The organism is Pseudomonas parafulva (assembly GCF_002021815.1).
GTDB lineage: Bacteria > Pseudomonadota > Gammaproteobacteria > Pseudomonadales > Pseudomonadaceae > Aquipseudomonas > Aquipseudomonas parafulva_B.
On sequence record NZ_CP019952.1, the window covers coordinates 3,490,898 to 3,513,064 of the forward strand.

The window sequence follows — 22,167 nt, forward strand, 5'->3', positions numbered from 1 at the left end:
CGGCTCAACGGTATTGCAAAAAGACGTTCTCACGTCCGAACTGGTCACGCAGGGTCTGAATCAGCCCGTCTGCGGGATCGATGGCCCACTGGTCGCCAAATTGCAGCATGGCCTTGGCATCGCTGCCGGTGTATTCCAGCGTGATCGGGCAGGCGCCGCGGTGACGGGTGATCAGCTCACCCAGCCACTTGAGGCGATCGCCCTTGAGCGCCTCGTGGGCGACCTTCAGGCGCAGGCTCTCGGCCAGCTTTGTGCGGGCATCCTCCAAGGTCATCACCTGCTTGACCCGCAGCCGCAGGCCGCCTGAGAAATCGTCGTTGCTGACCTCCCCTTCGACCACCACCATCGCATCGTTCTGCAGCAGTGATTGGGCCGTGATGTAGGCATCGGCAAACAGCGAGGCCTCGATACGTCCAGACCTGTCATCCAGGGTGACGAACCCCATCTTGTCGCCCTTTTTGTTCTTCATGACCCGCAGGGCGATGATCATGCCGGCAATGGTCTGGGTTTCGCGCGACGGCTTGAGGTCAATGATGCGCTGGCGCGCGAAGCGGCGGATTTCAGCCTCGTATTCATCGATCGGGTGGCCGGTGAGGTAAAGGCCCAGCGTGTCCTTCTCGCCCTTGAGCCGTTCCTTGAGTGTCAGTGGCCGCGCCTTGCGGTAACTGGCATACACGTCAGCGTCCGGTTCGTCGAACATGCCGCCGAACAGGTCGATGTGACCGCTGTCGGCCGTGCGGGCCGTCTGTTCGGCCGCCTTGATGGCATCGCCCAGTGCGGCCAGCAGGATGGCCCGGTTGATGTCGATGTGGGCGTGGTAGGCCTTGATCTCGTCGTGAAAGTGCGGGCCGAGCCGGTCCAGCGCGCCACTGCGCACCAGTGCATCGAGGGTGCGCTTGTTGACGCGCTTGAGGTCGATGCGCTCGCAGAAGTCATACAGGTCTTTGAACGGGCCGCCTTCGGCACGGGCCTCGACGATCGCCTCCACAGGCCCCTCACCCACGCCCTTGATCGCGCCAAGGCCATAGACGATGCGGCCATCGTCGTTGACGGTGAACTTGAAGTCCGAGAAGTTCACATCTGGCGCATCCAGACGCAACTTCATGGTGCGCACTTCCTCGACCAGCACCACCACCTTGTCGGTGTTGTGCATGTCCGCCGACAGCACCGCCGCCATGAACGGTGCCGGGTGGTGGGTCTTGAGCCAGGCCGTCTGATAGGACACCAGGCCATAGGCCGCCGAGTGAGATTTGTTAAAGCCGTAGCCTGCGAACTTCTCTACCAGGTCGAAGATGTTACCTGCAAGATCTTCATCGATTCCATTGTTGGCACAGCCTTCGATGAAGCCGCCGCGCTGCTTGGCCATTTCCTCGGGCTTTTTCTTGCCCATCGCCCGGCGCAGCATGTCGGCGCCGCCCAGGGTGTACCCGGCCATGACCTGGGCAATCTGCATCACCTGTTCCTGATACAGGATGATGCCGTAGGTCGGCGCCAGCACCGGCTGCAAGCCTTCGTACTGATAGTCCGGATGCGGGTAGGCCAGCTCGGCACGGCCGTGCTTGCGGTTGATGAAGTCGTCCACCATGCCCGACTGCAGCGGGCCGGGACGGAACAATGCCACCAAGGCGATGAGGTCTTCGAGGCAGTCGGGCTTGAGCTTCTTGATCAGCTCTTTCATGCCGCGCGACTCGAGCTGGAACACCGCCGTGGTTTCGGCCTTCTGCAACAGCTCGTAGGTCTTGCGATCATCGAGCGGGATGAAGTCGATGTTCAGGTCGGGCAGGTCTTTCTTGGCCTGCTCACGGTTGATGATCTCCATCGCCCACTTGATGATGGTCAGGGTGCGCAGGCCGAGGAAGTCGAACTTCACAAGGCCCGCCGCCTCCACGTCGTCCTTGTCGAACTGGGTGATCAGGCCGCCGCCCTCTTCGTCGCAGGCGATGGGCGAGAAATCGGTGAGCTTGGTCGGCGCGATGACCACGCCACCGGCGTGTTTGCCGGTACCGCGCGTGACGCCTTCGAGCTTCAGGGCCATGTCCCAGATTTCACGAGCGTCTTCGTCACCCTTGAGAAAATCGCGCAGAACTTCTTCCTGCTCGTAGGCCTTCTCCAGGGTCATGCCCACTTCGAACGGAATCATCTTCGACAGACGATCGGCCAGGCCGTAGGACTTGCCTTGCACGCGCGCCACGTCGCGCACCACGGCCTTGGCCGCCATGGTGCCGAAGGTGATGATCTGGCTCACGGCATTACGCCCATAGGCCTCTGCCACGTAGTCGATCACCCGGTCCCGACCGTCCATGCAGAAGTCGACGTCGAAGTCGGGCATGGACACCCGTTCAGGGTTCAGGAAGCGCTCGAACAGCAGGTCGTAGGCCAGTGGGTCGAGGTCGGTGATCTTGAGCACATAGGCCACCAGCGAACCTGCACCCGACCCCCGGCCAGGCCCCACCGGTACGCCATTGTTCTTGGCCCACTTGATGAAGTCCATCACGATCAGGAAGTAGCCGGGGAAACCCATCTGGATGATGATATCCAGCTCGAACTTGAGGCGGTCCAGGTACACCTGGCGCTTTTGCTCGTAGTCGGGCGTGGTCTCTTTCGGCCACAGCACCGCCAGGCGTTCTTCCAGCCCTTCGTGGGACACGTGCCGCAGGTAATCATCGATCCCCATGCCATTGGGCGTCGGGAAGTCGGGCAGGAAGTACTTGCCCAGTTGCACCTGGATATTGCAGCGCTTGGCGATTTCGACGGTGTTGGCCAGGGCGTCCGGCAGGTCGCTGAACAGCTCGGCCATTTCTTCGGCCGACTTCAGGTATTGCTGGTCGCTGTACAGGCGCGGGCGACGCGGATCGTCCAGTGTCCAGCCTTCACCGATGCACACCCGGGTCTCGTGGGCGTCGAAATCGGTCTGCTTGATGAAACGCACATCGTTGGTGGCCACCAGCGGCGCACCCAGCCGATCGGCCAGGGCCACGGCGGCATGCACATACTCTTCATCCCTGGGGCGACTGGTGCGCTGGACTTCGACATAAAAGCGCTCGGGGAACATGGTCATCCAGTCCTCCAGCAGCGCTTGCGCCTCCTCGCTGCGCCCCCCCAGCAACGCCATGCCGATGTCGCCTTCCTTGCCCGCCGACAGCGCGATCAGACCTTCACTGGCCGCTGCAATCCAGTCGCGCTGGATGATGACCAGGCCATTGCGCTGGCCCTCGGTCCAGCCCCGGGAGAGCAGCTCGGTCAGGTTACGGTAGCCCTGGGGGTTCATGGCCAGGAAGCAGATGCGCGACAGCGGCGCCTGTGCATCTTCGCCGGCCAGCCACAGGTCGGCACCACAGATCGGCTTGATGCCCGCCCCCATGGCCGCCTTGTAGAACTTGACCAGTGAGCACATGTTGCTCTGGTCAGTGATCGCCACCGCAGGCATGTTCATCCCGGCCAGCGCCTTGGCCAGCGGTTTGATCCGGACCAGACCGTCGACCAGCGAGAATTCGGAGTGGACGCGCAGGTGAACGAAGGAAACCGACATGAATGATCCTGTAGCAGTGCTAAACGACAAGGGCGCGATTGTAGCTCAATTGGGCAGGGTATTTGGGCGCCGGTTGCCGCCGCGCGACGGCAGGGCTACCTGAGCATGTGCCAGGGTAAGCCGCCCAGCCCGGCCCCGCAGGGCCTGAGCCCCTTGGGTGCGCAATGGCGGGTATCAGATCAGCGAGGCGGTCACAGCCTCACGCACACCCCAGGCGGCACGCACGGGCGCAAACGATCGACGATGAATGGGTGTGGGCCCGAGCCGTGCCAGCGCCTCCAGGTGCACCGGCGTCGGGTAGCCTTTGTGCGCACCTATGCCGTAGCCGGGGTAGATCAGCTCGAAGGCGCCCATCTCGCGATCACGCGTCACCTTGGCCAGGATCGAAGCCGCCGCGATCGCAGGCACTTTGGCGTCCCCCTGCACCACCGACGCCGATGGCACCGACAGCTGCGGGCAGCGATTGCCGTCGATCAAGGCCATGTTCGGGGTGATGTGCAAACCTTCCACCGCGCGCTGCATGGCCAACATGGTGGCATGCAGGATGTTGAGGCGATCGATTTCCTCGACCGCGGCGCGGGCAATGAAAAAGCTCAGGGCCTTGTCGCAAATTTCGTCGAACAAGGCTTCGCGGCGCGCCTGGGTTAGCTTCTTCGAGTCGTTAAGCCCAAGGATTGGGCGTGCCGGGTCGAGGATCACGGCAGCCGTCACCACGTCACCACACAGGGGGCCGCGGCCCACTTCGTCGACGCCGGCGACCAGGTCTTCGACCAGATTGAAATCCAGACCGAACTGCATGTCAGCGTTTCTCCAGCAGGGCCAGCACAGCGTCGGCGGCTTGGTTGGAGGCATCCCGGCGCAAGGTGCGGTGAATCTCGTCGAACGAGTCGGTTTGTCCGGTGCCGTCGCGCAGCAAAGGCAGCAGCGCATCGACCAGCGCTTCGCTGGTCGCGGCGTCTTGCAGCAACTCAGGCACCAGCGCACGGCGCGCCAGCAGGTTGGGCAAGGACACGTAGGGGCTTTTGACCAGCCGCTTGAGTATCCAGTAGGTCAGCGGCGCCAGGCGGTAGGCAACCACCATGGGCCGCTTGAACAGCAGCGCTTCCAGGGTGGCTGTACCCGATGCGATCAGGACGGCGTCACAGGCGGCCAGCGCCTCGTGCGAACGGCCATCGAGCAGGGCCAGCGGCAAGTCGCGACCCTCGAGCATCTGCTCCAGTTGGGCGCGGCGGGCGGCGTTGGCACAGGGCAGCACGAAGCGCACCCCCGGCACCCGCTGCTGCAAACGTTGCGCTGCATCCAAGAACAACGCACCCAGGCGCCCGACTTCACCCCCGCGGCTGCCGGGCATCAGGGCGACCACCGGACCCTCGCCCAGCCCCAGGGCGGCGCGCGCTGCGGGTCGATCCGCCTGCAGGGCAATGGTATCGGCCAGGGGGTGGCCGACGAATCGCACCGGCACGCCCTGTTCTTCATAGAAGCGGGCCTCGAACGGCAACAGTGTCAGCATCAGGTCACATCCCTGACGGATTTTCAACACACGCTTCTGCCGCCATGCCCACACTGATGGGCTGACGTAATGAACGGTCTTGATCCCCGCCTGGCGCAGCTTGAGTTCGATCTCCAGGGTAAAGTCGGGCGCATCGATACCGATGAACACGTCCGGCTTCTGCTCGATCAGGGTCTGGACCAGCAGCTTGCGACGCTTGAGCAATTCACGCAGGCGACCAAGCACCTCGACCAGCCCCATGACGGCCAAACGCTCCATGGGGAAGTAGGATTGCAGGCCTTCGGCTTCCATGAGCGGGCCACCGACCCCGATGAAGCGCACATCGGGATGGCGCGCCCTCAAGGCGCGCATCAAGCCGGAACCGAGAATGTCGCCGCTGGCTTCACCCGCGACCAGGGCTACGCAAAGCTGGACCATGTCAGCGAGTGATGCCGCGGGCCGAACTCACGATCGACTGGCGGAACAGCTCGACCTCCGGATGCTGCGCCGCCGGCGCTTCGAGTTCGCGCAATGCATCCTCCACCGTCAGGCCCTGGCGGTAGACGATTTTGTAGCAGCGACGCAGCACATGGATTACTTCGTCGCTGAAACCACGGCGGCGCATGCCTTCAAAGTTCATGCTGCGCGCTTCGGCGGGGCTGCCGAAAACGGTGACGAACGCGGGTACGTCCTTGCCGATGGCCGTGCCCATGCCGGAAAACGCATGGGCACCGATGTGGCAATACTGGTGAACCAGGGTGAACCCGGATAGGATCGCCCAGTCGCCCACATGCACATGGCCCGCCAGCGCGGTGTTGTTGACCAGGATGCAGTGGCTGCCGATCACACTGTCATGGCCAATGTGGGCATAGGCCATGATCAGGTTATGGTCGCCAACGGTGGTTTCGGCGCGATCCTGCACGGTACCACGATGGATCGTGACGCCTTCACGGATGACGTTGTGATCGCCGATCACAAGGCGAGTCGGCTCACCCTTGTACTTGAGGTCCGGGGTGTCTTCGCCAATCGAGGAAAACTGGAAGATACGGTTGTGCTTGCCGATCCGGGTCGGCCCCTTGAGCACAACGTGTGGGCCGATGACGGTGCCCTCCCCGATTTCGACATCGGGGCCAACGATCGACCAAGGGCCCACCTCGACGCCTTCGGCCAGCTTGGCCGAAGGGTCGATGATGGCCCGAGGATCAATCGAATTCATAGGGAGCGTTCCGCACAGGTGATTTCGGCCGAGCATACTGCCTTGCCGTCGACCAGGGCACGGCATTCGAACTTCCAGATCATGCTCTTGCGGCTCAGGAACTTCGCTTCCAGCACCAGCTGGTCACCCGGCAGCACCGGCTGACGGAAACGCAGCTTGTCGGAGCCGACGAAGTAGTACAAGGTGCCGTCGGCAGGTTTGGCATCGAGCATCTTGAAACCGAGAATGCCGGCCGCCTGGGCCATGGCTTCGATGATCAGGACGCCGGGCATGATGGGGTGCGCCGGGAAGTGGCCGTTGAAGAATGGCTCGTTGATGCTGACATTCTTGTAGGCACGAATGCTCTGGGCCTCGTAATCCAGATCCGTCACGCGGTCCACCAGCAGGAACGGGTAACGGTGAGGCAGGTATTCGCGAATCTCGTTGATGTCCATCATTTCGGGGGGAAGCCTGTATAAGAATAGGGAGCGCAGGTGCTGACCACACGCTCCTTTTGCAATCCAAAGAGGAGCCAGCTAGCGACTGTTCACTCTTGCTCAGGAAATGGTATCAGCCTTCTGATGTCGGCTGCCCACCTGAGGTCACGGTATCGACGCGTTTTTCCAGCTGCTGGAGACGCTTGGCCATGTCGTCCAGGTGGCGGATGCGCGCGGCGCTCTTGCGCCAGTCAGCCAGAGGCTGCATGGCAGTACCGGAAGAATAGCCACCCGGCTCGGTGATCGAGCGGGTCACCATGGTCATCCCGGACACGAAAACGTTGTCGCAAACATCGATATGACCGACCATGCCTACGCCACCGGCGATGGTGCAATGCTTGCCGATACGTGTGCTGCCGGAGATGCCCACGCACGCAGCCATGGCCGTATGCTCCCCGATCTGCACGTTGTGGGCAATCTGGATCTGGTTGTCGAGCTTGACGCCGTCGGCGATACAGGTGTCGGACAGCGCGCCACGGTCCACGGCCGTGTTCACACCGATTTCCACATCGTCACCGATGCTCACACCGCCAATCTGGGCAATCTTGCGCCACACGCCTTTTTCGTTGGCAAAGCCAAAGCCTTCACCACCGATCACTGCGCCGGACTGGATAACCACTCGCTTGCCGATGGTGACATCGTGATACAGCGTGACCCGCGGCGCCAGCCAGCCCCCTTCGCCGATCACGCAGCGGGCACCGATGAAGCAATGGGCGCCGATGGTGACATGGGCGCCGATACGCGCACCGCTTTCAACGACCGCGAAAGGCCCGACACTGGCCGTCGCATCCACCTGGGCATCCCCGGCCACCACGGCGCTGGGGTGAATCCCCGCCACAGCCTTGGGTTTGGGGTCGAACAGGTGGGAAATGCGGGCATACGCCAGGTAGGGGTCGGCAACGATCAGGGCATGACCGGCGAACGCCTCGGCATCGGCCGCCTTGAGCAGCACGGCAGCCGCCTGGCTCTCGTCCAGGTACTTGCGGTACTGCGGGTTGGCAAGAAAGCTCAACTGACCCGGCCCGGCCTCCTGCAAGGTGGCAAGGCCTGTGATCTGCAGCGTCTCGGGGCCCTTGAGGGTGGCCCCGAGGGTCTCGGCCAGTTGGCCAAGCGTCATGGTCACGGTCATATCAACGGGCTTGGTTCATACGCTCGATAACCTGGCGGGTGATGTCGTACTGAGGCTTGACATCAATGACCGCACCGCGCTCGAGCACCAGGTCGTAACCGCCCTTCTTGATCACTTCCTCGACAGCGCCGTCCAGCTTGGGCTTGAGCTGCTTGAGCATGTCGCGGTCGGCAACGGCCTTGGCTTCGTTCAGCTCCTTGGATTGGAACTGGAAGTCGCGGGCCTTTTGCTTGAACTCGAGCTCCAGGCGCTCACGCTCCTGCTGCTGCATCTTGTCGCCGCCTTTGATCAGGCGATCCTGGATGCCCTTGGCGCTGCTTTCCAGGCCCTTGAGCTTGGTCAGCTGAGGGCCGAACTTCTTTTCGGCATCCACGGCGTATTTCTTGGCGGCATCGGACTCGAGCAGGGCCATCTGATAGTTCAGAACGGCAACCTTCATTTCGGCGAAAGCCGGGGTGGCGACCAGCGCCGCGGCCACTACGGCCATTTGGGTCAACTTGCGCACGATGAACTCCTGGATAAACCGTTGTCGTTAAGCAAGGGCCGACCTTAGAAGGTCTGGCCCAGAGAGAATTGGAACACCTGGGTGTCTGCCTCGTCCGGCTTCTTGATCGGCATCGCCAGGCTGAAGCTCAACGGGCCCAAGGCCGTGATCCACGTCACGCCAAGACCGACCGAACTGGCCATGTCGGAGAAACCGACCTTAGCGCAGTCCGGTTTTTTACCGCAGTTGGTGTCGAATACGTTACCCACGTCCCAGAAGACCGAGGTACGCAGGGACCGCTGGTCCTTGACGAACGGCAGCGGGAACAGCAACTCGACGCCGCCTTGAACCAGGACGTTGCCACCGAATGGAAGCGGGTCTTGGTCGGGGTCGCGGATGGTGCCTGGTCTGTGACCAACTTCGCCAACCCCTTTACTTGGGGTACTGCGGGGACCGAGGCTACTGTCCTTGAAACCGCGAACAGAGTTGAAACCACCCGCGTAATAGTTTTCATAGAACGGCAAGCCAGAGGTACCCCCAAAGCCATCGCCATAGCCGAGTTCTGTGTGCAGACGCAAGGTGTAGTTCTGGCTGAGTGGCTTGAACAACTGGCCGCGGTAATCGAGCTTGTAGAACGACAAGTCACTACCAGGGATCGTGGTCTCAAGGCTCAAGCTTTGAGAATGGCCCCGCGTCGCCAGTACACCCTTGTTCAAGGTCGACTCGGACCAACCAATCGATGCTTTGAAGTTGGTGAAGTTACTGCCTTCCTTGTCAATGAAATCAAAGATCTCACCGACGGTGTACTTACCCGTCTTCAGCTTGTCCTGCTGCACGCTCAACCCATAGGTCAGGCGCGACGTCTCGCTGATCGGGTAACCCAGGCTCACACCGGCACCCAGGCTGTCCACCGCATAGCTCGCCACGTCGACGTCGAGGTCGTCATAGTCGGTGCTGCGGTAGAAGGCGTTGTAACCCAGGCTCACGCCATCGGCAGTGAAGTAGGGATCAACGAAACCGAAGTTGTATCGCGACTGGTACTCGGACCGGGTCAGGCCAACGGACACCTTGTTACCTGTACCCAGGAAGTTGCTCTGGCTGATCGAGCCACCCAGGATCAGGCCCGCGCTCTGGGCAAAGCCGACGCTGGCGGTGATCGAACCGGAGGCCTGCTCCTCGACGCTATAGTTCACGTCGACCTGGTCGTCGGTACCCGGTACCGGTGGGGTCTCGACGTTCACGTCCTTGAAAAAGCCCAGGCGCTCAAGGCGGGTCTTGGATTGGTCGATCAGGTAGGTCGATGCCCAGCCGCCTTCCATCTGACGCATTTCGCGGCGCAGCACTTCGTCTTCGGTCTTGGTGTTGCCGCGGTAGTTGATGCGGTTGACGTAGGCACGCTTGCCCGGATCGACCACGAACATGATGTCCACGGTGTGATCCTGGTCGTTTGGCTGAGGCACGCCGTTGACGTTGGCGAAGGTATAGCCTTCGTTACCCAGGCGACGGGTGATCAGCTCGGACGTGCTGGTCATCACCTTGCGCGAGAACACCTGGCCCGGCTGCACCAGCAGCAGCGACTTGACCTGGTCTTCCGGCACCTTGAGGTCACCGGAGAGCTTCACGTCACGGACGGTGTATTTCTCGCCTTCGTTGATGTTGACGGTGATGTAGACGTGCTTCTTGTCAGGCGTGATGGACACCTGGGTGGACGCGATGTCCATGTTGATGTAGCCGCGGTCCAGGTAGTAGGAACGCAGACGTTCCAGGTCACCGGACAGTTTTTCACGGGCATACTTGTCGTCGTTCTTGAAGAAGGACAACCAGTTAGTCGTCTTGAGCTCGAACAGCTGCCCCAGGGTGTCGTCATCGAACACGTTGTTGCCAACGATGTTGATGTGCTGGATGGCAGCGACGGTGCCCTCGTTGATCTTGATCTTCAGGGCCACACGGTTGCGCGGCTGCGGCACCACCTCGGCGTCGACCTCGGCCGAGTAACGGCCCTGGGCCACGTACTGGCGCTGCAGCTCGTTACGCACGCCTTCGAGGGTGGCACGCTGGAAGATCTCGCCTTCGGCCAGGCCCGATTGCTTCAGGCCCTTCATCAGGTCTTCGGTACTGATCGCCTTGTTGCCTTCGATCTCGATGCTCGATACCGACGGGCGCTCGACCACATTGATGATCAGCACGTTGCCATCACGGTTCAGCTCGATGTCCTGGAAAAACCCGGTCTTGAACAGCGAGCGGGTCGACTCCACCAGGCGCCGGTCATCGGCCTGGTCGCCCACGTTGAGGGGCAAGGCACCAAAGACGCTGCCCGCGGAAACCCGCTGCAGGCCGTTGACGCGGATATCGGAGATGGTGAAGGACTCGGCGTGAACTTCAGCGATCATCAGTGCGGAGAGCACCGCAGTTAGCAACAGACGTTTCATGAAGTCCTTTTATTCCAACTGGCAATAAACAACCTGCCGTCATGAACGACAGGTTTCGCAATTGAGCGAAGCTTTTATAGTCGACCCAGATCGTTGATCAGGGCGAGCAGCATCACCCCCAAGACCAAACTGATACCGATCTGGACCCCCCAACCTTGTACCCGATCAGACAACGGACGACCGCGCGCCCATTCAACCAGGTAGAACAGCAAGTGCCCCCCATCCAGTACCGGGATGGGCAGCAGGTTAAGAACCCCCAGGCTTATGCTCAGGTAGGCCAGGAAATTCAGGAAATCCCCCACGCCGGACTGGGCTGAAGCGCCCGCCACTTTAGCAATGGTTATCGGTCCACTCAAGTTTTTTACCGAGAGCTCACCGAACAGCATTTTCTTCAGTGACTGGAGCGTGAGCACGCTCATGTTCCAGGTGCGCGACAGGCCTTCACCCACCGCCTCCACCGGCCCATAGCTGACTTCGCGCAGCATCGAGGCCGGCCATTGACCGCCCTTGACGCCCGCTCCCAGGTAGCCTGCAGCGGCCTCACCTTCGCCCTTCGCGCCCAGCGTCACCGGTATGTCCAGCGGCGCACCGTCACGCTCCAGACGCACTACCACCTGGGCGCCGGGCCGCGCGCGCACGCTATCGACCACCTGCTGCCATTCGCTCACCGACTGGCCGCCGACGCCCAGCAACCGGTCACCGGTTTTCAAGCCTGCAGCCGCGGCCGGCCCCTTGGGATCGATCTCGGCTAGCACCGGCACGATGGCCGGGCGCCAGGGTTCAAGGCCCAGCGAGCGAATCGGATCAGGCTCATCGGCGCCTTTCAACCACTGGTCGAGTTTCACCTGGCGCTGTTGCTCGGCACTGCCGCCCTCATCGCGCACACCGATGTTCAGCGTGCCACTCTCACCCAGGCGGCGCACCAACTGCAGATTGACTGCCGACCAGCCGTTGGTCGGCTTGCCGTCCACCGAGACGATCTCCTGGCCGGCCGTCAGCCCTGCAGCCGCCGCCAGGCTACCCGTCTCGACGGTGCCGATGACCGGCCGGATCTGCTGGCTGCCAAGCATTGCCAATACCCAGAAGAAGAAGATGGCCAGCAGGAAGTTGGCGACCGGCCCGGCGGCCACGATCGCAATGCGCTGGCCGACCGGCTTGCGATTGAACGATTGGCCCACCAGCGCAGGGGGCACATCGCCTTCGCGCTCGTCGAGCATCTTCACGTAGCCGCCCAGCGGAATGGCAGCGATGACGAACTCGGTGCCCTGACGATCATGCCAGCGCACCAGCGGCGTACCGAAGCCCACCGAGAAACGCAGCACTTTCACGCCACAGCGACGCGCCACCCAGAAGTGGCCGAACTCGTGGAAGGTGACCAGCACACCCAAGGCGACGAGCGTACCAATGATCGTGTAGAGCGCTGTCATGTCCATCTCCGAATGATGAGCAATGGGTCAGTGGGGATGCTGTTGTCGATAACCGGGCCAGCCCGCCTCAGCGGCCGTTGCGGTGCAGCCAGGCCCAGGCCAGCTCGCGCGCTCGCTGGTCGGCGGCAAACACTGCCTCCAGCGAAGTCAGCGGCACCACGGACTCCTGGTCCAGTACCTGTTCGATCATACTCGCGATCTCCGGGAAGCGGATACGACCCTGGAGGAACGTCTGCACCGCCACTTCGTTGGCCGCATTGAGCACGGCAGGGGCGCTGTTGCCCACCTGCGCCGCCTGTCGCGCCAGGCGCAGACAGGGGAAACGCTGCTCATCGGGCGCCTCGAAATCCAGGCGAGCAATGCTGAACAGGTCCAGCGGGGCCACCCCGGAATCGATTCGCTCCGGCCAGGCCAGCGCATTGGCGATGGGGGTACGCATGTCCGGATTACCCAACTGCGCCAGCACCGAACCGTCGACGTAATCGACCAGCGAGTGGATCACGCTTTGCGGGTGCACCACCACCTCGACCAGGCTTGGCGGCGCATCGAACAGCCAGCAGGCCTCGATCAACTCCAGGCCCTTGTTCATCATGCTCGCCGAGTCGACGGAAATCTTGCGCCCCATCGACCAGTTCGGGTGGGCGCACGCCTGTTCAGGCGTGACGTCCAGCAAGGCCTCGGTCGATGTCTGACGGAACGGCCCACCCGAGGCCGTCAGCAGAATGCGGCGCACCCCCACAGCGCTCAATCCGCGCGCGTAGTCGCTGGGCATGCACTGGAAGATGGCGTTGTGCTCGCTGTCAATTGGCAGCAACACCGCGCCCGACTGGCGCACGGCGTCCATGAACAGGGCGCCGGACATGACCAGCGCTTCCTTGTTGGCCAGCAGCACTTTCTTGCCGGCCTGCACGGCCGCCAGGGTTGGCCGCAAGCCTGCCGCGCCGACGATGGCGGCCATGACCGCATCCACTTCACTGGCACAGGCTACCTGGCACAACCCGGCCTCGCCTTCCAGCACTTCGGTAGCGCAGCCTGCCGCCGTCAGGCCCGCACGCAGGCGCCCCGCCGCCTCAGCGCTCGGCACCACGGCATAGGCCGGGCGATGCCGCACGCACAGGGTCAACAGCTCCTCTATGCGCGTGTAGCCGGTCAAGGCGAAGGCCTGATAGCGCTCAGGATGGCGAGCGATCACGTCCAGGGTGCTCAGGCCGATGGAGCCGGTCGCCCCAAGTACGGTAATGCGTTGCACCTGACTCACATCACACCCCATTCGGCCGCCCACAACAGCACGGCGAACAATGGAATGGCCGCCGTCAGGCTGTCGATGCGGTCGAGCACGCCACCGTGGCCGGGTAGCAGGTTGCTGCTGTCCTTGATGCCCGAGCGGCGCTTGAACATGCTTTCGGTCAGGTCTCCGATCACCGAGGCCATCACCACCAGTGCAGCGCCTGCCAGGCCGAGCAGTAGCTGACCGAAGCTCCAGTCACGACTGATACCCACCACCAGGGTGATCACCAGGCTGACCGCCAACCCGCCGTAGACGCCTTCCCAGCTCTTGCCAGGGCTGACCTGCGGCGCCAGCTTGCGCTTGCCGAAGGCCCTGCCGGAAAAGTACGCACCGATGTCGGCCGCCCAGACCAAAGCCATGACCGACAGGATCAGCCAGTTACCCAGCGGCCAGTGCTTGAGCAGCACCAGGCCTTGCCAGGCCGGCAGCAACACCAGCAGGCCGATCAACAGCCGGCAGGCGGCACTGGCCCACAGTTCGCTGGTGCGCGGGTAGGTCAGCACCAGCCAGGTGGCCAGCCCCCACCAGATGACGGCCGCCCCAAGCACCCAGGGGGCCAGTTCCGGGAGGATGTACAGCAGCATCAATGCCCCAGCGACGACCAGGGCATAGGTGACACGCAGGGGCTGAGCCATCAACCCCGCCAAACGCGCCCACTCCCAGGCGCCGAGCGTTACCACCAGGCCGATGAACAGGGCGAAGTTGCCCCCCTCGAGCAGGAAGAACCCACCCAGCGCTATCGGCAACAGGATCAGCGCGGTAATGATGCGTTGTTTAAGCATTAAGCACGCGCTCCAGCCTCGACCTGCTCGCTGGTCTTACCAAAGCGGCGCTGGCGCGAAGCGAAATCAGCCAATGCACTGCGCATGGCTTCGTGTTTGAAGTCCGGCCAGTAAAGGTCGGAGAAATACAACTCGGCGTAGGCCAGTTGCCACAACAGGAAATTGCTGATGCGATGCTCGCCACCGGTACGGATGCACAAGTCCGGCAAGGGCTGCTCGCCGGTCGCAAGGCACGTCTGCAACAACCCCGGGGTGATGTCATCGGGGCGCAGATGGCCAGCCTGGACTTCACGCGCCAGCCGCTGCGCGGCCTGGGCGATGTCCCACTGCCCACCGTAGTTGGCGGCGATCTGCAGGATGAAACGGCTATTGCCTGCGGTCAGCGCCTCGGCTTCGCGCATGGCAGCCTGCAGTTCCGGGTGAAAGCGGGAGCGGTCACCGATGATGCGCAGGCTGATGTTGTTGTCGTTCAAGCGACGCGCCTCGCGGCGCAGCGCCGAGAAGAACAACTCCATCAACGCACCGACCTCATCGGCAGGGCGCTGCCAGTTCTCACTGGAGAAGGCAAAGAGGGTCAGCACTTCGACGCCGGCCTCGGCGCAGACTTCGATGACTGCACGCACGGCATCGACACCCGCCTTGTGCCCGGCAACGCCAGGCAACAAGCGTCGTTTCGCCCAGCGGTTGTTGCCGTCCATGATGATCGCGACGTGACGCGGCACCGAGGGAGGCACCGCTGGCTTGGTCTTTTCCATTAAAAAAAACCTGGCCTTAGACGGCCATCAGGTCCTTTTCCTTGGCTTTGAAGGCTGCATCCACCTCGGCGACGAACTTGTCCGTCAGCTTCTGGATGTCATCGGCGGCGCGGCGCTCTTCGTCTTCGCTGATGGCCTTGTCCTTGGTCAGCTTCTTCAAGTCCGCCAGGGCGTCACGACGCACGTTGCGCACGGCGACCTTGGCGTCTTCGGCAACGCCGCTGGCCTGCTTGGTGTAGCCCTTGCGGGTTTCTTCGGTCAGGGCAGGCATCGGCACACGGATGGTGGTGCCGGCGCTCGATGGGTTGAGGCCGAGGTCGGAGGTCAGGATGGCCTTCTCGATAGCAGCGCTCAGGTTCTTGTCGTGAGCGACGATCTTCAGGGTGCGCGCGTCCTCGACGCTGATCGCAGCGACCTGGTTCAGCGGCATCTCGCTACCCCAGGCAGTGACCTTGACGCTGTCCAGAATGCTTGGGTGTGCGCGACCGGTGCGGATGGCCGCCAGGTTGCGGCCCAGGGCCTCGATGGACTTGGTCATGCGCTCCTGCGCGTCTTTCTTGATGTCGTTGATCATGCTTGGCCTTCCTCGATCAGAGTGCCTTCAGCGCCGCCCACCACGATGTTCAGCAGGGCGCCTGGCTTGTTCATGTTGAATACCCGCAATGGCATGCCGTGGTCACGGCACAGGCAGATTGCGGTCAAGTCCATCACGCCGAGCTTACGATCCAGGACCTCGTCATAGGTCAGGCGATCGAACTTCTCGGCATGCGGGTCCTTGAATGGATCGGCAGTGTACACACCATCGACCTTGGTCGCCTTGAGCACCACGTCGGCATCGATTTCGATGGCCCGCAGGCAGGCTGCCGAGTCGGTGGTAAAGAACGGGTTGCCGGTACCGGCGGAGAAAATTACCACATCCCCGGAGTTGAGGTGGCGAATCGCTTTGCGACGGTCATAGTGATCGGTGACGCCCACCATGGAGATGGCCGACATGACCAGTGCCGGGATGTTCGAGCGCTCCAGCGCATCGCGCATGGCCAGGGCGTTCATCACGGTGGCCAGCATCCCCATGTGGTCGCCGGTGACGCGATCCATGCCGGCGGCGCTCAGTGCGGCCCCTCGGAACAGGTTGCCACCACCGATGACCAGGCCGACCTGCACACCGATACCGACCAGCTGCCCGACTTCCAGGGCCATGCGATCGAGCACCTTCGGGTCGATCCCGAAGTCTTCGGAGCCCATCAGGGCCTCGCCGCTAAGTTTGAGCAAAATGCGTTTATAGCGAGGTTGGCGACCACTCACCTGCTGAGCCATTGCGAGTCTCTCCTGCGGCGTACTGTAGAAAATTCGTGCGGGCTGTTTGCAGCCTGCTAACTGTAGCGTGGCACCGTTTCGGCGCCAGCGGCGGCAGCGTTGTGTAAACGCCTCGCCGCTTTGACAAAGAGGCTGCGCGCGTGAGCGGGCAGCCTCTTTGGGGCGACAGACGGGGCTGTCTTACTGCTTGGCAGCAGCAACCTGTGCGGCAACTTCAGCAGCGAAGTCGTCGACTGGCTTCTCGATGCCTTCGCCAACCTTGAAGTAGGTGAAGGAAACGATTTCAGCACCGGCTTTCTTAGCCAGTTCGCCGACCTTGACTTCCGGGTTCATGACGAACGCCTGCTCTTTGAGCGAGGCTTCAGCCTTGAACTTGGTGATGCGGCCGTTGATCATGTTTTCAACGATGTTTTCCGGCTTGCCGGCGATCTTGTCGGCGTTCAGCTGCAGGAAGACACCCTTCTCGCGCTCGATGGCTTCGGCGGAGATTTCCGACGAGTCCAGGAACTCGGGGTTGGACGCTGCAACGTGCATGGCGATGTTCTTGGCCAGCTCGACGTCACCGCCTTTCAGGACAACGACAGCACCGATCTTGTTGCCGTGCAGGTAGGCGCCGACTACGTCGCCTTCCACGCGCACCAGGCGACGGATGTTGACGTTTTCGCCGCACTTGGCGACCAGGGCTTCACGGGCAGCTTCACGCGAGGCGATCAGCGGAGCGGCGTCGGTCAGCTTCTGGGCGAAGGCTTCTTCCAGGCTTTCGGCGACGAAGTTCTTGAAGTCGTCTTGCAGGGCCAGGAAGTCGGTCTGCGAGTTCACTTCCAGCAGTACGGCGGCCTTGCCGTCGGTCTTGACGGCGATCGCGCCTTCGGCAGCCACGTTGCCAGCCTTCTTGGCGGCCTTGATGGCGCCCGAGGCACGCATGTCGTCAATGGCTTTTTCGATGTCGCCGCCAGCCTTTTCCAGGGCTTTCTTGCAATCCATCATGCCTTCGCCGGTACGCTCGCGCAGTTCTTTGACCAGCGCTGCAGTAATTGCTGCCATTTCAAAATCCTCTTGGAAAGTTTTTCAACCATTCCACCCGTTTGTGACGGGCGTTCAATTCTGCTAATCCGCTGTCTGTGCCTGCATGCCCATGGAAGGGACGGCTGTCGACAGCAGGATTTCAAGGTGGCAAAAAGGGGGCATAGCCCCCTTTTCGCGTGCCAAGTCGACGCTAGCGTCTATTACTCGGCAGCAGGTGCAGCCGCTTCTTCAGCGTAGACTTCGGTGCCGCCAGCAACATTGTTGCGGCCACGGATGACAGCGTCAGCCATGGAAGTCATGTACAGCTCGATAGCGCGAATGGCGTCATCGTTACCTGGGATGATGTAGTCAACACCTTCCGGGCTGCTGTTGGTATCGACAACACCAATGACCGGGATACCCAGTTTGTTGGCTTCGGTGATCGCGATGCGCTCGTGATCAACGTCGATGACGAACAGAGCGTCAGGCAGACCGCCCATGTCCTTGATGCCGCCCAGGCTGCGGTCCAGTTTTTCCAGATCGCGGGAGCGCATCAGGGCTTCTTTCTTGGTCAGCTTGGCAAAGGTGCCATCTTCGGCCTGAGTTTCCAGGTCGCGCAGACGCTTGATCGAAGCACGGATGGTCTTGTAGTTGGTCAGCATGCCGCCCAACCAACGGTGGTCAACGTACGGCGAACCGCAGCGAGCAGCTTGCTCGGCGACGATCTTGCCGGCGGAACGCTTGGTGCCGACGAACAGGATCTTGTTCTTGCCCTGGGCCAGGCGCTCAACGAACGACAGAGCGTCGTTGAACATCGGCAGGGTTTTTTCCAGGTTGACGATGTGGATCTTGTTGCGCGCACCGAAAATGTACTTGCCCATTTTCGGGTTCCAGTAACGGGTCTGGTGGCCGAAGTGCACACCGGCCTTCAGCATATCGCGCATGTTGACTTGGGACATGATAGTTCCTTGATAAGTCGGGTTGGGCCTCCACGTATCCCAATGACCAACCCGCGAACCCTGAAGCTCGGGGCACCCAGGCCATCGTGTCGACACGTGTGTGGGTTTGGATGCAGACGGAGCTGGCTCCGAAAGCGGCGCATGTTATACCACAGGCTGCGCGTAAACAAAACACGAAACTCACCCCCCAATCGCCGGACGGCAGGGCATGGGCGCCAGCGCACGGCCAGGGCGGTTGGAGGGATGCCTTTGCAAGGGCAGCGTGCCGCTACGAGCCCGCACCTCTGATAGAATGACGCCTTTCCCGATTTGAACGCGCCGTCTGCGGCGCCGAGTAGAGAGCCTGTAATGACCGTCACCATCAAGACTGCAGAAGACATCGAGAAGATGCGCATCGCCGGCCGCCTGGCAGCCGACGTGCTGGAAATGATCGAGGAGCATGTCAAGCCCGGTGTCACCACCGAAGAGCTCGATCGCCTGTGCCACGACTACATTGTCAATGTCCAGCAGGCCATCCCGGCGCCGCTCAACTACAAGGGCTACCCCAAGTCCATCTGCACGTCCATCAACCACGTGGTCTGTCACGGTATCCCCAATGACAAGCCCCTGAAAAATGGCGATACCCTGAACATCGACATCACGGTGATCAAGGACGGCTACCACGGCGACACCAGCCGCATGTTCCACGTCGGCACCGTGCCGATATGGGCCGAGCGCCTGTCCCAGGTCACACAGGAATGCCTATACAAGGCCATCGAGCTGGTCAAGCCGGGCTGCCGCCTGGGCGACATCGGCGAAGTCATCCAGAAGCACGCCGAGAAGAACGGCTTCTCGGTGGTGCGCGAGTTCTGCGGTCATGGCATCGGCAAGGTGTTCCACGAAGAGCCGCAGATCCTCCATTACGGCCGCGCCGGCACTGGCATGGAACTCAAGGAAGGCATGACCTTCACCATCGAGCCGATGATCAACCAGGGCAAGGCCGACACCAAGGTGCTGGGCGATGGCTGGACCGCGATCACCAAGGACCGCAAGCTCTCGGCGCAGTGGGAGCATACCCTGGTGGTCACGGCGACCGGGTACGAGATCTTCACCCTGCGCAAGGACGACACCATCGCCCGCACTTCGGCCTGAGCCACCCTAGCAGCCTTCGATGACAGGAACCTGACCCCATGCCCCAGCTCGACCCCGAACTGTTCGACCGTGGTCAGTTCCAGGCGGAACTGGCCCTCAAGGCCAGCCCCATACCCGCCTTCAAGAAGGCCATTCGCCAGGCGGGCGAGGTGCTGGACAGACGCTTTCGCGCAGGCCACGCCATCCGCCCACTGATCCAGGCCCGGGCCTGGCTGGTGGACAACGTCCTGCAGCAGGCCTGGAACCAGTTCGACTGGGGCGCGCAGGACGGCATTTCCCTGGTGGCGGTCGGCGGCTACGGGCGTGGTGAGCTTCACCCGCACTCGGACATCGACCTGCTCATCCTGCTGGGTGATGCCGAGCATGAGCGGTATCGCGACGCCATCGAGCGCTTTCTGACCCTGCTGTGGGACATCGGCCTGGAGGTCGGCCAGAGCGTGCGCACCGTCGACGAGTGTGCCGAACAGGCCCGCGCCGACCTCACCATCATCACCAACATGATGGAGAGCCGCACCATCGCCGGCCCGGAAGCCCTGCGCCAGCGCATGCTCGAGGTCACCAGCACGGCGCACATGTGGCCGAGCCGCGAGTTCTTCCTGGCCAAGCGCGCCGAGCTGCAGGCGCGTCACCACAAGTACAACGACACCGAGTACAACCTCGAGCCCAACGTCAAGGGTTCGCCTGGCGGGCTGCGGGACATCCAGACCGTGCTGTGGGTGGCGCGCCGCCAGTACGGCACCCTGAACCTGCATGCCCTGGCCGGCGAAGGCTTTCTGCTGGAAAGCGAGAACGCGCTCCTGGCCTCCTCCCAGGACTTCCTGTGGCGGGTGCGTTACGCCCTGCACATGCTCGCCGGCCGTGCCGAGGACCGCCTGCTGTTCGACCACCAGCGCAGCATCGCCGCCCTGCTGGGCTACAGCGACGAAAACCCCAAGCGTGCCATTGAGCAGTTCATGCAGCAGTACTACCGGGTGGTGATGAGCATCAGTCAATTGTGCGACCTGATCATCCAGCATTTTGAGGAAGTCATTCTCGCCGACGACGACAGCGGCACCACCCAACCGCTCAATGCACGCTTCCGCCTGCATGACGGCTACATCGAGGCCGTGCGCCCGAACGTGTTCAAGCGCACGCCGTTCGCCATGCTGGAAATGTTCGTGCTGATGGCCCAGCACCCGGAAATCAAGGGCGTGCGTGCCGATACGGTACGCCTGCTGCGCGAGCATCGGCACCTGATCGACGACACCTTCCGCAACGATATCCGCAACACCAGTTTGTTCATCGAGCTGTTCAAGTGTGAAATCGGTATTCATCGCAACCTGCGGCGCATGAACCGGTACGGCATCCTCGGGCGCTACCTGCCGGAGTTCGGGCTGATCGTCGGGCAGATGCAGCATGACCTGTTCCACATCTATACCGTCGATGCCCACACCCTCAACCTGATCAAGCACCTGCGCAAGCTGCAGTACACGCCGGTGTCGGAGAAATTCCCGCTGGCCAGCAAGCTCATGGGCCGCTTGCCCAAGCCTGAGCTGATCTACCTGGCCGGCCTCTACCACGACATTGGCAAGGGCCGTCAGGGCGATCATTCCGAGCTCGGCGCGGTGGATGCCCTCAAGTTCTGCGAGCGCCACCAACTCCCTGCCTGGGACAGCCGGTTGATCGCCTGGCTGGTGCAGAACCACCTGGTCATGTCCACCACCGCCCAGCGCAAGGATTTGTCCGACCCGCAGGTGATCAATGACTTCGCCTTGCACGTAGGGGACGAAACGCGGCTGGACTACCTCTATGTGCTGACAGTGGCGGATATCAACGCCACCAACCCCACCTTGTGGAATTCGTGGCGAGCCAGCCTGTTGCGCCAGCTGTACACCGAAACCAAGCGTGCCCTGCGCCGTGGGCTTGAAAACCCGCTGGATCGTGAGGAGCAGATCCGCCAGACCCAGTCCTCGGCACTGGACACGCTGGTGCGCGACGGCACCGACCCGGATGACGTGGAGCAGTTGTGGTCTCAGCTGGGGGATGATTACTTCCTCAAGCACACCGCCTCCGACGTGGCCTGGCACACCGACGCCATCCTGCAACAGCCCGCTGACGGCGGCCCGCTGGTGTTGATCAAGGAAACCACCCAGCGCGAATTCGAAGGCGGGACCCAGATCTTCATCTATGCCCCTGACCAGCACGATTTCTTCGCCGTGACGGTGGCGGCCATGTCGCAGTTGAACCTGAACATCCACGACGCCCGCATCATCACCTCCAGTAGCCAGTTCACCCTGGACACCTACATCGTGCTGGATAACGACGGCGGTGCGATCGGCGACAACCCGCAGCGGGTCAGGCAGATTCGCGACGGCCTGACCGAGGCCCTGCGCAACCCCGAGGACTACCCCACGATCATCCAGCGTCGGGTGCCGCGCCAACTCAAGCACTTCGACTTCCCGCCGCAGGTGACCATCCTCAACGACGCCCAGCGCCCGGTGACCATTCTCGAAATCACCGCGCCCGACCGGCCGGGCCTGCTGGCGCGGCTGGGGCGCATCTTCCTGGAGTTCGACCTGTCGTTGCAGAACGCCAAGATTGCCACCTTGGGCGAGCGGGTGGAGGACGTGTTCTTCATCACCGATGCCGACAACCAGCCACTGTCCGACCCGCAACTGTGCAGCCGCCTGCAGGAAGCCATCGTGCAACAACTGCAAGCAGGGCAGGCCAGCGCCAGCCCTGCCCGCGTGACCTTTTGACGACATGATTGACGAG

Annotated in this window: 18 protein-coding genes; 2 read left to right on the forward strand and 16 right to left on the reverse strand. The window is 62.3% G+C overall.

The features are described from left to right. Positions 1–4: 4 nt before the first annotated feature. The 16 genes from dnaE to rpsB all read right to left on the reverse strand — a co-directional run bounded on the left by dnaE (position 5) and on the right by rpsB (position 18,282). Positions 5–3,529, reverse strand: coding sequence for a DNA polymerase III subunit alpha (gene dnaE / locus B2J77_RS15695; RefSeq protein WP_058639514.1), 3,525 nt, complete (start codon positions 3,527–3,529; stop codon positions 5–7). A 174-nt stretch (positions 3,530–3,703) separates the two neighbouring features. Further along, a complete protein-coding gene (gene rnhB, locus B2J77_RS15700; RefSeq protein ID WP_058639515.1) occupies positions 3,704–4,327 on the reverse strand; it encodes a ribonuclease HII in 624 nt (207 codons plus the stop codon). 1 nt (position 4,328) lies between these two features. After that, the gene (gene lpxB / locus B2J77_RS15705) at positions 4,329–5,456 is read right to left on the reverse strand and encodes a lipid-A-disaccharide synthase (RefSeq protein WP_078478983.1); all 1,128 of its coding nucleotides are present in this window, start codon (positions 5,454–5,456) and stop codon (positions 4,329–4,331) included. A gap of 1 nt (position 5,457) precedes the next feature. Continuing rightward, positions 5,458–6,234, reverse strand: coding sequence for an acyl-ACP--UDP-N-acetylglucosamine O-acyltransferase (gene lpxA, locus B2J77_RS15710; protein WP_027913879.1), 777 nt, complete (start codon positions 6,232–6,234; stop codon positions 5,458–5,460). Then, positions 6,231–6,671 (reverse strand): 3-hydroxyacyl-ACP dehydratase FabZ, encoded by a 441-nt coding sequence (gene fabZ, locus B2J77_RS15715; protein ID WP_023534097.1) that lies wholly within the window; start codon positions 6,669–6,671, stop codon positions 6,231–6,233. The genes lpxA and fabZ overlap by 4 nt, the downstream gene beginning before the upstream one ends. Positions 6,672–6,783: 112 nt before the next feature. Next, positions 6,784–7,839, reverse strand: coding sequence for a UDP-3-O-(3-hydroxymyristoyl)glucosamine N-acyltransferase (gene lpxD / locus B2J77_RS15720; RefSeq protein WP_023534150.1), 1,056 nt, complete (start codon positions 7,837–7,839; stop codon positions 6,784–6,786). A gap of 1 nt (position 7,840) precedes the next feature. After that, complete coding sequence (locus B2J77_RS15725; protein ID WP_023534153.1) at positions 7,841–8,344, reverse strand: OmpH family outer membrane protein; 504 nt, start codon at positions 8,342–8,344, stop codon at positions 7,841–7,843. A gap of 44 nt (positions 8,345–8,388) precedes the next feature. Next, positions 8,389–10,752 carry an outer membrane protein assembly factor BamA gene (gene bamA, locus B2J77_RS15730; RefSeq protein ID WP_058639518.1) on the reverse strand — a complete coding sequence of 788 codons (2,364 nt, stop codon included), beginning with the start codon at positions 10,750–10,752 and terminating at the stop codon, positions 8,389–8,391. Positions 10,753–10,826: 74 nt separating this feature from the next. Next, entirely contained in the window at positions 10,827–12,179 is a 1,353-nt protein-coding gene (gene rseP / locus B2J77_RS15735; protein ID WP_078478984.1) for an RIP metalloprotease RseP, read from the reverse strand. Between the two features lie 67 nt (positions 12,180–12,246). Continuing rightward, positions 12,247–13,437 (reverse strand): 1-deoxy-D-xylulose-5-phosphate reductoisomerase, encoded by a 1,191-nt coding sequence (ispC, locus tag B2J77_RS15740; protein ID WP_078478985.1) that lies wholly within the window; start codon positions 13,435–13,437, stop codon positions 12,247–12,249. Continuing rightward, positions 13,434–14,249, reverse strand: a complete 816-nt coding sequence (locus tag B2J77_RS15745) for a phosphatidate cytidylyltransferase (protein ID WP_058639520.1) — start codon at positions 14,247–14,249, stop codon at positions 13,434–13,436. Before B2J77_RS15745 ends, ispC begins: the two co-directional genes overlap by 4 nt. Further along, positions 14,249–15,004 (reverse strand): polyprenyl diphosphate synthase, encoded by a 756-nt coding sequence (gene uppS, locus B2J77_RS15750; protein WP_027913873.1) that lies wholly within the window; start codon positions 15,002–15,004, stop codon positions 14,249–14,251. Before uppS ends, B2J77_RS15745 begins: the two co-directional genes overlap by 1 nt. A 16-nt stretch (positions 15,005–15,020) precedes the next feature. Next, positions 15,021–15,578 (reverse strand): ribosome recycling factor, encoded by a 558-nt coding sequence (gene frr / locus B2J77_RS15755; protein ID WP_058639521.1) that lies wholly within the window; start codon positions 15,576–15,578, stop codon positions 15,021–15,023. Continuing rightward, positions 15,575–16,318 carry a UMP kinase gene (gene pyrH / locus B2J77_RS15760; RefSeq protein ID WP_023534028.1) on the reverse strand — a complete coding sequence of 248 codons (744 nt, stop codon included), beginning with the start codon at positions 16,316–16,318 and terminating at the stop codon, positions 15,575–15,577. The genes frr and pyrH overlap by 4 nt, the downstream gene beginning before the upstream one ends. Before the next feature lie 180 nt (positions 16,319–16,498). After that, a complete protein-coding gene (gene tsf, locus B2J77_RS15765; protein WP_058603722.1) occupies positions 16,499–17,362 on the reverse strand; it encodes a translation elongation factor Ts in 864 nt (287 codons plus the stop codon). A 182-nt stretch (positions 17,363–17,544) separates the two neighbouring features. Next, positions 17,545–18,282: a 30S ribosomal protein S2 gene (gene rpsB / locus B2J77_RS15770; protein ID WP_003252287.1), complete on the reverse strand. Its 738-nt coding sequence runs from the start codon at positions 18,280–18,282 to the stop codon at positions 17,545–17,547. Positions 18,283–18,630: 348 nt separating this feature from the next. Here rpsB and map point away from each other — a divergent pair, with 348 nt between their 5' ends. Further along, positions 18,631–19,413, forward strand: a complete 783-nt coding sequence (gene map, locus B2J77_RS15775) for a type I methionyl aminopeptidase (protein WP_078478986.1) — start codon at positions 18,631–18,633, stop codon at positions 19,411–19,413. Between the two features lie 38 nt (positions 19,414–19,451). After that, on the forward strand, positions 19,452–22,151 hold the full coding sequence (locus tag B2J77_RS15780; RefSeq protein ID WP_078478987.1) for a [protein-PII] uridylyltransferase: 2,700 nt from the start codon (positions 19,452–19,454) through the stop codon (positions 22,149–22,151). Positions 22,152–22,167: the final 16 nt, after the last annotated feature.